This is a genomic window from Nocardia brasiliensis NBRC 14402 (genome assembly GCF_000308475.2).
Classification (GTDB): Bacteria; Actinomycetota; Actinomycetes; order Mycobacteriales; family Mycobacteriaceae; genus Nocardia; species Nocardia brasiliensis.
In genome coordinates, this window is record NZ_BAFT02000038.1 from 313,289 (window position 1) to 327,793 (window position 14,505).

Sequence of the window (14,505 nt, forward strand, 5' to 3'; positions counted from 1 at the left end):
GCCTAGTCGTCACCCCTTAACGACTCCCGAATGCTTTCTAAGGGAGCAGGCCCACTGTCACGCCCGAACCCGCACGCCGCGCGCAGACCGCCACGCCGCGCGCGAAATCGCCGACGAACACGCGCGCATCACAAGAGAAGGCGCGCGGCCCGCGAAAAGGCGCGCATCCCGCGAACACGCGCGCATCGCGCGAACACGCGCGCGCCGATCAGGCTGCGGTCGCGCGAACCACAGAGCGTCCGCACATCGCACAGGGTGTCTGTTATGCGATGTGCGGACGCTCTGTGCCGCGCGGTGGCGTAAGCGGTTGGGCTAGCGGCGCATGAAGGACGGGACGTCGACATCGTCGTCGTCATCGTCGGGGGGCTCGATGTGCGCGCGCGGGTTGTTGGCGACCGTGGGTTCGGCCAGCCGGGCGCGTTCGGAGTCGCGGTAGCTCGGCACGGCGCCGCGGGTCGAGGCGCTCGCGCCGGCGGCCGCGGTGTCGGTGCTGCGGGCGGCGACCTCGGTGCTGCGGTTCTGGCCGATCTCGCCGGAGCGGGCCGAGCCGATGGTGCTGCGTCCGGTGGTGTCGAAGGTCCGCCGGGCCGGTCCGCCGCCGTCGAAGCCCGCGGCGATCACGGTGACGCGCACCTCGTCGCCGAGCGAATCGTCGATCACCGTGCCGAAGATGATGTTGGCCTCGATGTGCGCGGCTTCCTGCACCAGCGAGGCCGCCTCGTTGATCTCGAACAGGCCGAGGTCCGAGCCGCCCGCGATCGACAGCAGCACGCCGTGCGCGCCGTCCATCGACGCCTCGAGCAGCGGCGAATTGATCGCGGACTCGGCCGCTTTCACCGAACGGCCCTCACCGCGGGCGGAGCCGATGCCCATCAGTGCGCTGCCCGCCCCCGACATCACGCTCTTGACGTCGGCGAAGTCGACGTTGATCAGGCCCGGCGTGGTGATCAGGTCGGTGATGCCCTGCACACCGTTGAGCAGCACCTCGTCGGCCGAGCGGAACGCGTCCATCAGGCTGACCGCGGCGTCGCCGAGCTGGAGCAGCCGGTCGTTCGGGATCACGATGAGCGTGTCGCAGGATTCGCGCAGCTGGTTGATGCCGACCTCGGCCTGGTTGCCGCGCCGCTTGCCCTCGAACGAGAACGGGCGGGTGACCACGCCGATGGTCAGCGCGCCGAGCTTGCGGGCGATCTGGGCGACGACCGGCGCACCGCCGGTGCCGGTGCCACCGCCCTCACCCGCCGTCACGAAGACCATGTCGGCGCCCTTGAGCACCTCTTCGATCTCGTCCTTGTGGTCCTCGGCCGCCTTGCGACCGACCTCGGGGTCGGCGCCTGCCCCGAGACCGCGGGTGAGTTCCCGGCCGACGTCGAGCTTGACGTCGGCATCACTCATCAGCAGAGCCTGCGCGTCGGTATTGACCGCGATGAACTCGACACCTTTGAGACCCTGTTCGATCATCCGGTTGACGGCATTCACACCGCCGCCGCCGATACCGACGACCTTGATCACGGCAAGGTAGTTGTGCGGGGGCGTCATGGGCTCTCGCCTTCCTTCGATCTAAAGCCTGTCGTTTTCGGATTCGAGACACTCCGCCGGTTTCGCCTGAGCGGCTGTACTCCGCGAACCGCCGCTCGGGCAAACCCTAAAGCTGAACCATAGGGTTAGCGTTATGTCAAGTATCCGACTGCTGCGGAACGCTATTCGCCGCCGCCGCAAACCGCGCGCAGGCGCGCCGAAACGAGACACAGAATCTTGTGTGATCCCTCTCGTTTCGCCGACCCACACGAAGTATGGTGAACGGTTGCCCCCCGGCGCCCCGCCCGCCGGCCTGTACAAGCGCGGCGGCGTGAGCGCCCGGCCCGGAGGCAGCAGCTCGCAGATCCACCAGGGGACCGCGAGCGCCGCCCGTCGAATACGGCAATTCGACGCGGGCGCAATGGGTATCGATCACTTTACCGTGACCAGATTAGGACTCGAAACATCGAACACCGTTCCGGGGCGGGTCAGCAGCGGCAGTACGACCGCCGACTTGCGCTCGGCGTCGTTCATCCCGCCCCAGAGTACCGTGCGCCCATCCTTCAGATTCAGGGAAATATCTGAAATGGACCGTGCCACAACCTGGTCCACCTGAATGCCCAGCGCAGGCGGCAACACGGTGAGTACCGCGACCGCGGCCTCGGTGACCGGGTCGTCGCTCGCGGGATGATCGGTGATCAACTCGGGCACCCCGATCGGCGCCGGTTCGATCGCGAATTCCACGCTCTCCGCGTCCAACAGGTGCGCGCCCTGCGGACTCTCGAAAAACAACACCGGAACCCGCTCGACGACGGTCACTTTCACCGTCGACGGAAAAACCCGCTGCACCCGGGCCGTGCGCACCTTGGGAATACCGGCCACCCGCCGCGCGATCTCGGTGGTATCGATGCGCAACATCGAGCGCCCCGACGGAATTTCGAGAAGTTCGCGCACCTGTTGTTCGGGCACCGCGACCGCGCCGTCGATCTTGACGGTGCGCACCGAGAGCACCGGGGTGAACCACGCGACGGCCGCGACGATCGCAAGGACGCACACGCCCAGCAATCCCCACCACCACAAGCGCCGGACCCCGTCCGCACCGAACAGCGCACCGGCCGAACGCGCCGCGGCGAATCCGCGCCGGGGCTCGCCGTCGCGCCTGCTACCACGCCTGGCCATCACGACTCCGCTCCGCCGGGCCGCCGGTGCGTGCGCGGCCGCTTCGTCTCGGCGCTCATCGCCCGTACTGGGGCCGCGCCCGTAAACCGTCCAGGATCTGACTGCCGAGCATCGTCACATCACCCGCGCCCATGGTGATCACCACGTCGCCGGGCAGCGCGAGCCGGGCGACCTGCCTGCCCACCCGCGACATATCGGGTTGGTAGTGCACGGGTTTGGTGACCGACTGGGCCACCAGCGCGCCGTTCACCCCGGGCAGCGGTTTCTCGCGCGCGCCGTACACATCGAGCACGACCACCTCGTCGGCGAGGCTGAGCGCGGTGCCGAACTCCGCGGCGAACGTCGCGGTGCGGCTGTACAGATGCGGCTGGAACACCACGATGACGCGCCCCTGCCGCGACCGGGCGCCGTCGCGGGCCTCCTGCTGGACCAGTTCGGCGGCGGCGCCGAGCACCGCGCGCACCTCGGTCGGGTGGTGGGCGTAATCGTCGAAGACGCGCACGCCGTTCTCCCGGCCCGCGAACTGGAATCGCCGGTGCACACCGCCGAAACCCTCCAGGCCCTGGACGATCTCGTCCACGTCGGCCCCCGCGGCGCGGGCCGCGAGCAGCGCGGCGAGCGCGTTCAAGGCCATATGCCTGCCCGGCACCGACAACCGCAGGGTGCGCGGCGCGGCCTCGTCGGCGAGCTGGAACTGGGCGATACCGCCGACGTCGCGCGGCTCCCAGCTGTGCAGCCGCACCCCGACCGGCACCGGCGCGTCGGCGAGTTCGCCGGAGCCGTAACCGAGTACCTGCACGTTCTTCTCGGCCAGGCGCGCGCCGACCCGCTCGGCCAGCGCGAACGAACCGGGATCGTCCAGGCAGACGACGAGCAACCCGCCCGCGCTCAGCCGGTCGGCGAAGTCGTCGAAGACCTGTACGTAGGCCTCGTCGGTGCCGAAGAAGTCCAGGTGATCGGATTCGATGTTGGTGACCACCGCGACGTCCGGCTCGTATTGCAGCAGCGACCCGTCGCTCTCGTCGGCCTCGGCGACGAAGATGTCCCCGGTGCCGTGGTGGGCGTTGGTGCCCGCCTCGTTCAACTCCCCGCCCACCGCGAAGGACGGATCGAAGCCGCAGTGCTGCAGCGACACGATGAGCATCGAGGTGGTGGAGGTCTTGCCGTGGGTACCCGACACCAGCAGCGTGCGATGCCCCTGCATCAGCGAGGCGAGCACGGCCGGGCGCAGCAGCACCGGGATCTCGCGCCGATTGGCTTCCACCAATTCGGGATTGGTCTTCGGGATGGCCGCATAGGTGGTGACCACCACGGTCGGGCCGCCGGGCAGCAGGTCCAGCGCGCTGGCGTCGTGCCCGATGCGCACCTGCGCGCCGCGTGCCCGCAGCGCGAGCACCCCGCGGCTCTCCTTGGCGTCCGACCCGGACACCGCGCCGCCGCGGGACAACAGGATCCGCGCGATACCGGACATCCCGGCACCGCCGATGCCGACCATGTGCACCCGTTCGAGCGCGGGCGGCAAGGCCGAAAGGTCCTCGTCGGTCATCCGGCGACCCCCAGCACGATGCGCGCCACCTCGTCGGCGGCGTCGCGGTGCCCGGCACCGGCGGCGGCACGGCCCATCTCGATCAGCCGTGCGGGGTCCATGAGCAGCGGAATCACCTCGTCGATCACGTATTTCGGCGTCAGCTCCGAATCGGGGACAACTCTGCCACCGCCCTGCCGGACCACCGGTCCGGCGTTGAGCTCCTGCTCACCGTTGCCGTGCGGCAGTGGCACATAGAACGCGGGCAGCCCGACCGCCGACACCTCGGCGACGGTCATCGCGCCCGACCGGCAGACCACCGCGTCGGCGGCGGCGTAGGCGAGGTCCATCCGGGAAAGATACGGCACCGCGACATAGCGCGCCGCACCGTCGCCGGCCGCGACCTCGAGCGTGTTCTTGGGGCCGTGCGCGTGCAGTACCGAGATACCGGCCGCGGCCAGTTGCGTCGCGGCGCCGGACACCGCGTCGTTCAGGCTCACCGCGCCCTGCGAGCCGCCGAACACCAGCAGCACCGGTCCCTCGGCGGGCAGCCCGAAATGCGCCCGGGCCTCGGCGCGCAACGCGGCGCGATCCAGCGTGGTGATGGCCGCGCGCACCGGGATGCCGACGACCTGTGCCCCGGCCAGCCCGGAATCCGGCACGGCCGCGAGCACGCGGCGCGCGCGCCGCGCGCCGACCTTGTTCGCGATACCGGCCTTGGCGTTGGCCTCGTGCACCACCACCGGCACCGCACGCCGGCGGCGCAACAGCCCCGGTCCGGCGGCCAGGTACGCGGGCAGCGCGACGTAGCCGCCGAACCCGACGATCACATCCGCCTCGACCCGATCGATCACCGCTCGGGCCTGCGCCACCGAGGCGCGCACCCGGCCGGGCAACCGCAGCAGATCGGTGGTCGGCTTGCGGGGCAACGGAACCGGCGGGATCAGCTCGAGCGGATAACCGCGTTCGGGGATCAGGCGGGTTTCCAGGCCGCGTTCGGTACCGAGCGCCGTCACCCGGATCGAATCGTCGAGCCGTCGCAGCGCGTCCGCCACCGCCAGCGCCGGCTCGATGTGGCCCGCCGTGCCGCCGCCGGCGACGATTACCGAGATCACCTAGATCTTCCCCGTTCTCTTGCGTGGTTGACCGGATAGCTGGGTTCCCATGCCCTGGTGGCCCGCAGCGAGCTGGTGCCGCGGCTCTCCGGCGAGCGGCGCCTGCCCAGTTCGCTCTGGCCGCGACGACCGGGCGGCAACGCCGCCTGTCTGCCCGACCGCGGCGCCTTGCCCCGCTGTGCCGACTTCGCTCTGGCGGCACTGGCCCGGGCCGGCGAGTACACCTCGGGTTTGGGCAGACGTAGCAGCCTGCTGAATCTACCGTCCTGCCCGGCGTGCAGCGCCGAAACCGCCTCGGGCTCGTGCCGGGCCGCGTTGGCGATGATGCCGAACATGAACAGGGTGATCGCCAGCGACGAACCGCCCGCCGACACCAGCGGCAGCTGCAGACCGGTCACCGGCAGCAGCCCGACCACGTAACCGATGTTGATCAGGGCCTGGCCGGTGATCCAGGTCGTCGCGGTCGCGGTGAGCAGTCGCAGGAACGGATCCACCGAGCGGCTCGCGATGCGCAGCCCGGTGTAGACGAACAGCGCGAACAGTCCGAGCACCAGGGCACAGCCGAAGAAGCCGAGTTCCTCGCCGATGATGGCGAAGATGAAGTCGTTGTGCGAGTTGGGCAGATAGCTCCACTTGGCCCGGCTCTGCCCGAGGCCCCTGCCCCAGATACCGCCGTCGGCCAGCGAGTACAGCGCTTGGCGCGCTTGGTAATTGATGCCCTGCGGGTCGTCACCGGGATTGAAGAACGCGCGCATCCGATCGGAGCGGTAGCCGGCCGAGAGCGCGAGCACCGCGGCGGCGATCATGCCGGACACCGCGATCGTGACGAACAAGCGCAGCGGCAGCCCGCCGAACCAGAGCAGCGCCGCCAGCACGATGCCGAGCGCGATCGTGGTGGACAGGTTCGGTTCCACCACGACGAGCAGGCACACCAGCAGGCCCGCGGGCACCAGCGGCATCAGGATGTCCTTGAGCGACGCGTGCTCCGAACGCCGCGACGCCAGCAGGTGCGCACCCCAGACGACCAGCGTGACCTTCACGATCTCCGACGGCTGCACCGAGAAGAAGCCGAGGTCGATCCAGCGCCGGGCGCCCTGCACCTTGGAACCGATGCCGGGGACCAGTACCAGCACCAGTCCGAGCACCGACACCACGAACAGCGGGAACGACCACTGGCGCAGCCTGCGCAACGGAATCCGCAGCGCCAGATAGAACAGCACGGCACCGATCGCCGCGAACATCGCCTGCTGGATGAACAGCGAATACGCCGAGCCCCCATCGACATACGCCTCGACGCTCGACGCCGAGAGCACCATCACTAGGCCCAGCACCGTGAGCAGCGTGGCGATGGTGACCACCAGATGGAAGGACGCGAGCGGCCGCGCGAGCCAGGCCACGAACCGGGCACCGGCCCGCGGGTCGACCCGCCGTGCGGTGTGCGTCTGATCTGCGCCGCTCACGAGCCCTCCACGGTTTCGCCGCCCTGCCGTCTCCGGGGCCGGAGCGCACGGCGCGAGGTCATAGTTGCCGCCCGACGTCACCGTCTTCCAGTGCGTGCACCGACGCCGCGAAACTGCGGCCCCGATGCGTGTAGTCGGTGAACATGTCCAACGACGCCGCGGCGGGGGCGAGCAGCACGGTGTCCCCGCGACGGGCGTACCCGGCCGCGGCCCGTACCGCCCGCGCCATCACGGCGTCGGCCTTATCGGTTCTCGACGCGTCCGCACCCATCCCTGCATCGTCTCCCGCGATCAGCTCGACGACCGGGACCTCGGGCGCGTGTCGCGCCAATGCGGCGGCGAAAACCGGCGCGTCGGCCCCGATCAGCACCACGGCGACCAGCCGATCGGCGACCTCCTCCACGAGATCCTCGATCTGGGCGCCCTTGAGCTGCCCGCCCGCGAGCCAGACCACCTGCGGGTGCGCCAGGATCGCGGTGCGCGCGGCATGCGGGTTGGTGGCCTTGGAGTCATCGATGAAGTCGACGCCGCCCACCTCGGCGACGAACGCCGAGCGATGCGGGCCGACCTTGTGCTCGATCAGACCTTCCCGGATGAACTGCGGGGCAACATCGATGGCACGGGTGAGCGCGGCGGCCGCGAGCGCGTCCGCGACGCCCGCCGGTCCCGGCGGGCTGATGTCGCCGACCTCGGCCAGGATCGCGGCCTTGGTGAACGCGCGGTCCAGCAGCTTGCCGTCGACCACGCCGAGCTCACCGTCCGCGGGTACGCCGATGCGGAAGCCGACGGTCCGGCGTGCCTTGCTGCGCCGGGCCAGCGAGGCTGCCACCGGGTCGTCGAGCCCGACCACGCCGACCCGGCCGAACAGCGCGCGTGCCTTGGCCGCGGCGTAGGCGTCGAGGCCGCCGTGCCAATCCAGATGATCCTCGGCCACATTGAGCACCACGCCCGCCTCCGGGCGCACCGAGGGCGCCCAGTGCAGCTGGAACGAGGACAGCTCGACGGCGAGCACCTGCGGACCAGGGTTGCGCCGCAAGGCATCCAGGATCGGCAGGCCGATATTCCCGCACGCGACGCTGGGGATGCCCGCGGCGCGCAGGATGGCGTGCGTCATCTGCGTGGTGGTGGTCTTGCCGTTGGTCCCGGTGATCACCAGCCACTTGCGCACCGGCCCGTAGATCCTGGCTTGATCTACCCACCAGGCGAATTCGACGTCACCCCAGACCGGCGTGCCCTCGGCGACCGCCGCGGCCAGCACCGGCGAATCGGGCCGCCAGCCCGGACTGGTGATCACCAGCGCGAACCGGCTCCAGTCGGTGGATTCGAGTTCGACGCAGGTGGCGATGTCCAGGCCGAGTCCGGCCGCCTCGGCCAGCGCCGCGGCGCCGCCGTCGGTGACCACCGGGCGCGCGCCGATATCGCGCAGCGGCTCGACCAGCGAGCGCCCCGACACACCCCAGCCCGCGACGAGAACGTCCCGGCCACGCAGGAATTCGAGCATGGGCCCTGGTGTACGCAGGGCCCGAGGAGAATGTTCGACCATCGCTAGTTCACCCGACCGCAGAGAGATATTCGCTGTAGAACAAACCGAGTCCGACCGCGGAAGCTATCGCGGCCAATAGCCAGAACCTGATGATCACCGTAGTCTCGGCCCATTTACTGAGTTCGAAGTGATGATGGAACGGCGCCATCTTGAACAACCGGTTGCGCGTGGTGCGGTACACCGCCACCTGCAGCACCACCGACAGCGTCTCGGCGACGAACAGCGCGCCGATCACGATCATCAGCAGTTCGGTGCGGGTGGTGATGGACAGCCCGGCCAGCAGGCCGCCGAGCGCCAGCGAACCGGTGTCGCCCATGAAGATCTTGGCGGGCGCGGCATTCCACCACAGGAAGCCGACGCAGGCCGCGGCGCCCGCGGCGCACACCAGCGCCAGATCGAGCGGGTCGCGCACGTTGTAGCAACCGGTCTCGGGCTTGGTCTCGCACGCGTGGTAGTACTGCCAGAACGTGATCACCACGTAGCCGCCGAGTACCAGGCTCATCGAGCCGGCCGCGAGGCCGTCCAGTCCGTCGGTGAGATTCACCGCGTTGGACCAGGCGACCACGACCAGGCAGACGAACACCAGGAACACGACGACACCCATGGTCACCGTGCTGATGTCGCGCACATAGGACAGGTGCCTGCTGGCCGGGGTGAGCCCGCTCGCCCCGCGGAACTGCAACGCCAGCACGCCGAAGACGACGGCGGAGGTCAACTGACCGAGATACTTGCCCGCGGCGGTGAGACCGAGATTGCGCTGCTTACGAATCTTGATGAAATCGTCGACGAAGCCGACGCCGCCCAGCGCGGTGGCCAAGCCGAGCACCAGCAGACCGGACGCCGACGGGCCGTCGGCGTTGTAGCCGATACCGATCAGGTGCGAGCCCAGATAACCGGCCCACATGCCGACGATGATCGCGACACCGCCCATCGTGGGCGTGCCCCGCTTCGCCTGATGACTGGCCGGGCCGTCGACCCGGATCTCCTGGCCGAAACCCTGCTTGGCGAACATCTTGATCAGCAGTGGGGTCAGCAGAATCGAGACGGCGAGCGCGATCGCCGCCGCGAACAATATCTGTCTCACGACTGTGCCTCGCTGACGCTCGGCTCCGTCGTCAGACAAAGGGTCGCTGCGCCCATGGTTCGCTCGCTACGCTCCCTCACTCCAACGCCTCCGCCTTATTGTGGTCGCGCTCGGTGTTGATCAGGTGTTCGGCGACCTCCCAGAGGCCCACCGACTTCGACGCTTTCACGAGCACCACGTCGCCGGGCTCGATTTCGTCGTCGAGCAACGCGATGGCGGCACCGATGTCGGGCACCAGGATCGACTCCTCACCCCATGAGCCTTCCATCACGGCTCCCTGGTGCATCGCGCGGGACGGCCTTCCGGACCCGACGACGACGAGCCGGTCCACGTCCAGGCGCACCGCGAGCCGCCCGATCCGGTCGTGCTCGAGCACGGATTCCTCGCCCAGCTCACCCATTTCGCCGAGCACCGCCCAGCTGCGCCGCGGGGTTTCGCCGGACCGCGACATGGTGACCAGCGCCTTGAGCGCGGCACGCACCGAGTCGGGGTTGGCGTTGTAGGAGTCGTTGACGACGGTGACCCCGTCGGTGGTGGTGCGCACGTCCATGCGCCGGGCCGACGCGGCGTGCGCACCGGACAGGGCGGCGGCGATCGCATCCAGCTCCGCACCGCATTCCAGCGCGACCGCGGTCGCGGAAAGCGCGTTGCCGACCTGATGTTCGCCGTGCACCGCCAATCGGACCGCCGCGCTGCCCGCGGCGGTGTGCAGGGTGAAACCGGCGCGCGCTTCGTCGTCGAGGCGAACGTCGGTGGCCCGGATATCGGCCCCCTCGGAGAGCCCGACCGTCACCACACGCGCGGTCGTGCGCGTGGCCATGGCGGCGACCTGCGGGTCGTCGGCGTTGAGCACGGCCAGGCCGGTCGGCGGAAGCGCCTGCACCAGTTCGCCTTTGGTCTTGGCGATGGCCTCGCGGCTGCCGAATTCCCCGAGATGGGCGGTGCCGACGTTGAGCACGACGCCGATCTGCGGCGGCGCGACCTCGGCGAGCGCGGCGATATGCCCCGGTCCGCGGGCCGACAGCTCGAGCACCAGGAACCGGGTCTCGGCGTTGGCGCGCAACGCCGTCCACGGATGCCCCAGCTCGTTGTTGAACGATCCGGGCGGGGCGACCACGGGGCCGAGCGGCGCGAGCACCGCCGCGAGCAGATCCTTGGTGGAGGTCTTGCCGGACGACCCGGTCACCCCGATCACCGTGAGACTGCCTGCCGCGGTGAGGCGTTGCACGCTCGCGCGCGCCAGGTCGGCCAGCGCGGCCAGCACCGCGGCGCCCGATCCGTCGGAATCACCGCTCAGCGCAACCGAACTCGACGGCACCGAGCCGGGGTTCGGCGCGACCACGATGGCGGGCACCCCCACCGGGCGCGCGGCGAGCACGGCGGTCGCGCCCGCGGCGATCGCCACGGCCGCGTAGTCGTGCCCGTCCACGTGCTCCCCCGGCAGGGCCAGGAACAGATCGCCGGAACCGATTCGGCGCGAATCGAATTCGACCGAACCGGTCACCCGCACCTCCGGGTCGGGTACGTCGTGCAGCGTGCCGCCCACGACCTCCGCGATCTCCCGCAGTGTCATCTCGATCATGAAACCGTCAAGTCCTCCGCGTCCGCGTGCTGCGGACTTCGCCTGTCCAGTGCGGCCGCGAGCACGTCGCGATCGTCGAAGGGGTACTTCACGCCCTGGATCTCCTGCCCTGTCTCGTGACCCTTGCCCGCGACCAGCACCACGTCGCCGGGCTGCGCCCAATTCACTGCCGCCGCAATGGCTTCGGCGCGATCACCGAGCTCGAGCACGGTACCGCGCGCGGCTTCGGGCAGTTCCAGCGCACCCGCCCGCAGCGCCGCGCGGATGCTCGCCGGGTCCTCGCTGCGCGGGTTGTCGTCGGTGATGATCAGCAGGTCGGCGTGTGCGCCCACCGCGCCCATCATCGCGCGCTTGCCCGCGTCGCGGTCGCCGCCGGCGCCGACCACCACGGCGAGCCGCCCCGGCGCGTCGGGCGCGTCGTCCGCGAGATAACCACGCAGCGTGGCGATCACCGATTCCAGCGCGGCGGGCTTGTGCGCGTAGTCGACGATCGCGAGGAAGTCCTGGCCGCGCTCCACCCGCTGCATCCGGCCCGGCACGTCGACGGTCGCCAGCGCGGGCGCGGCCACCGCGGCGTCCACACCCGCCGCCGCGCAGATCGCCACCGCGAGCAGGCCGTTGGCCACGTTGTAGCGGCCGGGCAGGCGCAGCCGCACATCGACGGTGCCGTCCGGCCCGGCCGCGGTGAACTCCTGCTCGCCGCCGTGCGCGTTGATCGCACCGTCGAGCGACCAATCGCTGGCCGCGACGTGCTCCGGCTCGGCGGGCGCGTCCGGACCGGACGCGCGCAGCTCGATGGTGGACACCGTGATCGGCGCGTCGAGTCCGTCCGCGAGCCGGCGCCCCCACTGGTCGTCGACGCAGACCACCGCGGTGCGCGCGGCGATCGGCGAACTCGGCTCGAACAGCCTGCGCTTGGCCGCGAAGTAGTCCTCGAAATCGGCGTGGAAGTCCAGATGATCCTGGGACAGATTGGTGAACGCGCCCACGGCGAACCGCACGCCGTCCACCCGGCCCAGCGCGAGCGCGTGGCTGGACACCTCCATCACCACCGCGTCCACGCCCTGCTCCACCATCAGCGCGAACATCGCGTGCAGCTGCGGCGCCTCGGGCGTGGTCAACGCGCTCGGCACGCGCCGGCCGCCGATCCGGGTCTCGATGGTACCGATCAGCGCGGTGGACCAGCCCGCGGCGGCCAAGCCCGCCTCCACCAGATACGAGGTGGTCGTCTTGCCCGAGGTACCGGTGATGCCGACGATGCGCAGCCGCTCGCACGGATTGCCGTAGACGGCCGCGGACAACTCGCCGAGCACCGCGCGCGGGTTCTCGCGCACCAGCACGGGCACCTCCAGCGCCCCGGCCAGCTCGGCGCCTGCCGCGTCGGTGAACACCGCCACCGCGCCCCGCTCGACCGCGTCGCGGGCGAACCGGGCGCCGTGCGCCCGTGCTCCCGGTAACGCGACGAACAGGTCACCGGGCAGCACCGCCCCGGAGCGCTGTTCGATGCCGGTCACAGACACCGCGTCCACCGGCCCCGCGCCGCTCGGCTGTGCCCCGGCGGCGGATGCCAACGCGGCCAGCGGCGTCACAGGGGGCTGGGCGGGCCGCAACGTACGCGGTTCACCGGACTGCACAGAAATCAGGCTCCTCTCGGCGGCGACGATCGACGTGTCAGGTTACCGGCGACCGATCACAGCGCGACAAGCACGGTCTTTACCGGAGGCATTACCCGGCTTGCAGGACAAACTTCTTGGACGGTTCCGGCGACGGCGGAATGCGGTCGCGCTGCAACGCCCAGGAGGCGATGCTGTGGAACAGCGGCGCCGCCGACTGCCCGCCGCTGCCGTCCGAACTGCGCACCGGGTCGTCGAGCATGAGGCCGACGACGTAGCGCGGATTGTCCGCCGGGGCGATGCCCGCGAAGGTGATGTAGTAGCTGTCGCTGGAATAGCAGTGGCAGCGCGGGTCCGTCTTCTGCGCCGTGCCGGTCTTGCCCGCGATCTGGTAGCCCTCGACCGCCGCCGACGCGCCGGTGCCGTTCTGGTTGGCGTTCATCGGGTCACGCTGGGTCACGGCCTGGAACATGGTGCGCAGCGTCGCCGCGGTCTGCGGGCTCACCACCCGGACGCCGTCGGGCTGCGGCTCGTCGCTGCGTTTGCCGTCCGGCCCGATCTTGGCCTTGACGATGCGCGGCGGAATCCGCACGCCGTCGTTCGCGATGGTCTGGTACATGCCGGTCATCTGCAGCGTGGTCATCGAAAGTCCCTGCCCGATGGGCAGGTTCGCGAAGGTGCCGCCGGACCACTGGTCCCGGGCGGGCACCCGCCCGCTGCTCTCGCCGGGCAGGCCGACACCGGTGCGCTGGCCGAGGCCGAAGCGGCTGAGCATGTCCGCGTACCGGTCCTCGCCGACCCGCTGGGCCAGCATCAGCGTGCCCACGTTGGACGAGCGGCCGAAGATGCCGGTGGTGGTGTACGGCGCGACCCCGTGCTCCCACGCGTCGTTGACGGTGACACCGGCCATCCGGATGCTGCCCGGAACCTGGTGCACCTCATCGGGAGTGGTCAACCCGTACTCGATCGCGGCGGACGCGGTGACGATCTTGTTCACCGAGCCGGGCTCGAACGGGGCGGTGACCGAGGGATTGCTCATCCCGGCCGAATCCCAGGTGGAGGCCGGCAATTGCGGATTGAAGGTGTTGTCGTTGGCCATGGCGAGCACCTGACCCGTCTTGGCGTCGAGCACCACCGCGGAGGCGCCCTGCGCGCCGGACATGTCCCTGGCCTGCTGCACCTGCTGCTGCACGTAGTACTGCAGATCCGAGTCGATGGTCAGCTCGACGCCGTTGCCGTTCACGGCATTCTGCTCGTCACGCCAGCTGCCCGGAATGACCGCGCCGTCGGAACCGCGGTCGTAGGTGTGCGAACCGTCGGTGCCCGCGAGCACCGAGTCCAGCGACGATTCGAGGCCGATTTGACCGTGTCCGTCCCAGCCGGTGGCGCCGATCACGTTGGCCGCCAACGACCCACCGGGATACTCGCGCGGATACTGCGCGTCCGCGCCCACCTCGGGGAATTGGGTGCGGATATCCGCGGCGATCCGCGGGTCCACCCCGCGCGCCAGGTAGACGAAATTCTCGTCACTGCGCAGCTTGGCCAGCAGATCCGCCTCCGATGGCCCGGCCTTGCCGAGCTTCTCGTGCACCGTCTTGGCGATCGCCTTCAACCGCTCGTCCGGGTCAGGAGCCTTGTCGCTCTTGGCTTTCGCGTCGGCCAGCTGCTTGCGCACCGGAACCGGCCGGAAGCTCAGCTGTTTCGCCGCGACGGTGAAGGCGAGCGATTTGCCGTTGCGATCGGTGATCGGGCCGCGCACCGCGTAATCGAGTTCGTGCATGACGCGCTGATTCGACGCCTGCGCGGAAAGGCCCGGGGCCTTGATGGTTTGGATCTGCAGGAGCTGCAACGCGACTACGCCGAGGGCGAGCAGCATCGCGATCCGG

Annotated in this window: 10 protein-coding genes; all 10 read right to left on the reverse strand. The window is 70.1% G+C overall.

Features of this window, described 5'->3' with window-relative positions; all coding sequences use genetic code 11:
- Positions 1-312: 312 nt before the first annotated feature.
- Positions 313-1,539 (reverse strand): cell division protein FtsZ, encoded by a 1,227-nt coding sequence (ftsZ, locus tag TY25_RS12935; protein WP_042256132.1) that lies wholly within the window; start codon positions 1,537-1,539, stop codon positions 313-315.
- Between the two features lie 411 nt (positions 1,540-1,950).
- The gene (locus TY25_RS12940) at positions 1,951-2,697 is read right to left on the reverse strand and encodes a cell division protein FtsQ/DivIB (RefSeq protein WP_081868840.1); all 747 of its coding nucleotides are present in this window, start codon (positions 2,695-2,697) and stop codon (positions 1,951-1,953) included.
- Positions 2,698-2,752: 55 nt separating this feature from the next.
- Entirely contained in the window at positions 2,753-4,243 is a 1,491-nt protein-coding gene (murC, locus tag TY25_RS12945) for a UDP-N-acetylmuramate--L-alanine ligase (RefSeq protein WP_042256133.1), read from the reverse strand.
- Positions 4,240-5,337 (reverse strand): undecaprenyldiphospho-muramoylpentapeptide beta-N-acetylglucosaminyltransferase, encoded by a 1,098-nt coding sequence (gene murG / locus TY25_RS12950; RefSeq protein ID WP_042256134.1) that lies wholly within the window; start codon positions 5,335-5,337, stop codon positions 4,240-4,242. The genes murC and murG overlap by 4 nt, the downstream gene beginning before the upstream one ends.
- Positions 5,334-6,797 carry a putative lipid II flippase FtsW gene (gene ftsW / locus TY25_RS12955; protein ID WP_370466230.1) on the reverse strand — a complete coding sequence of 488 codons (1,464 nt, stop codon included), beginning with the start codon at positions 6,795-6,797 and terminating at the stop codon, positions 5,334-5,336. The genes murG and ftsW overlap by 4 nt, the downstream gene beginning before the upstream one ends.
- Positions 6,798-6,855: 58 nt before the next feature.
- A complete protein-coding gene (gene murD, locus TY25_RS12960) occupies positions 6,856-8,298 on the reverse strand; it encodes a UDP-N-acetylmuramoyl-L-alanine--D-glutamate ligase (protein WP_042256135.1) in 1,443 nt (480 codons plus the stop codon).
- 49 nt (positions 8,299-8,347) lie between these two features.
- Positions 8,348-9,424, reverse strand: coding sequence for a phospho-N-acetylmuramoyl-pentapeptide-transferase (gene mraY / locus TY25_RS12965; RefSeq protein WP_029893591.1), 1,077 nt, complete (start codon positions 9,422-9,424; stop codon positions 8,348-8,350).
- 76 nt (positions 9,425-9,500) lie between these two features.
- The gene (locus TY25_RS12970; protein WP_042256136.1) at positions 9,501-11,006 is read right to left on the reverse strand and encodes a UDP-N-acetylmuramoyl-tripeptide--D-alanyl-D-alanine ligase; all 1,506 of its coding nucleotides are present in this window, start codon (positions 11,004-11,006) and stop codon (positions 9,501-9,503) included.
- Positions 11,003-12,646, reverse strand: coding sequence for a UDP-N-acetylmuramoyl-L-alanyl-D-glutamate--2,6-diaminopimelate ligase (locus tag TY25_RS12975; protein ID WP_042256137.1), 1,644 nt, complete (start codon positions 12,644-12,646; stop codon positions 11,003-11,005). Before TY25_RS12975 ends, TY25_RS12970 begins: the two co-directional genes overlap by 4 nt.
- A gap of 85 nt (positions 12,647-12,731) precedes the next feature.
- A partial coding sequence (locus TY25_RS12980) for a peptidoglycan D,D-transpeptidase FtsI family protein (RefSeq protein WP_042256195.1) occupies positions 12,732-14,505 on the reverse strand: 1,774 nt, incomplete at its 5' end.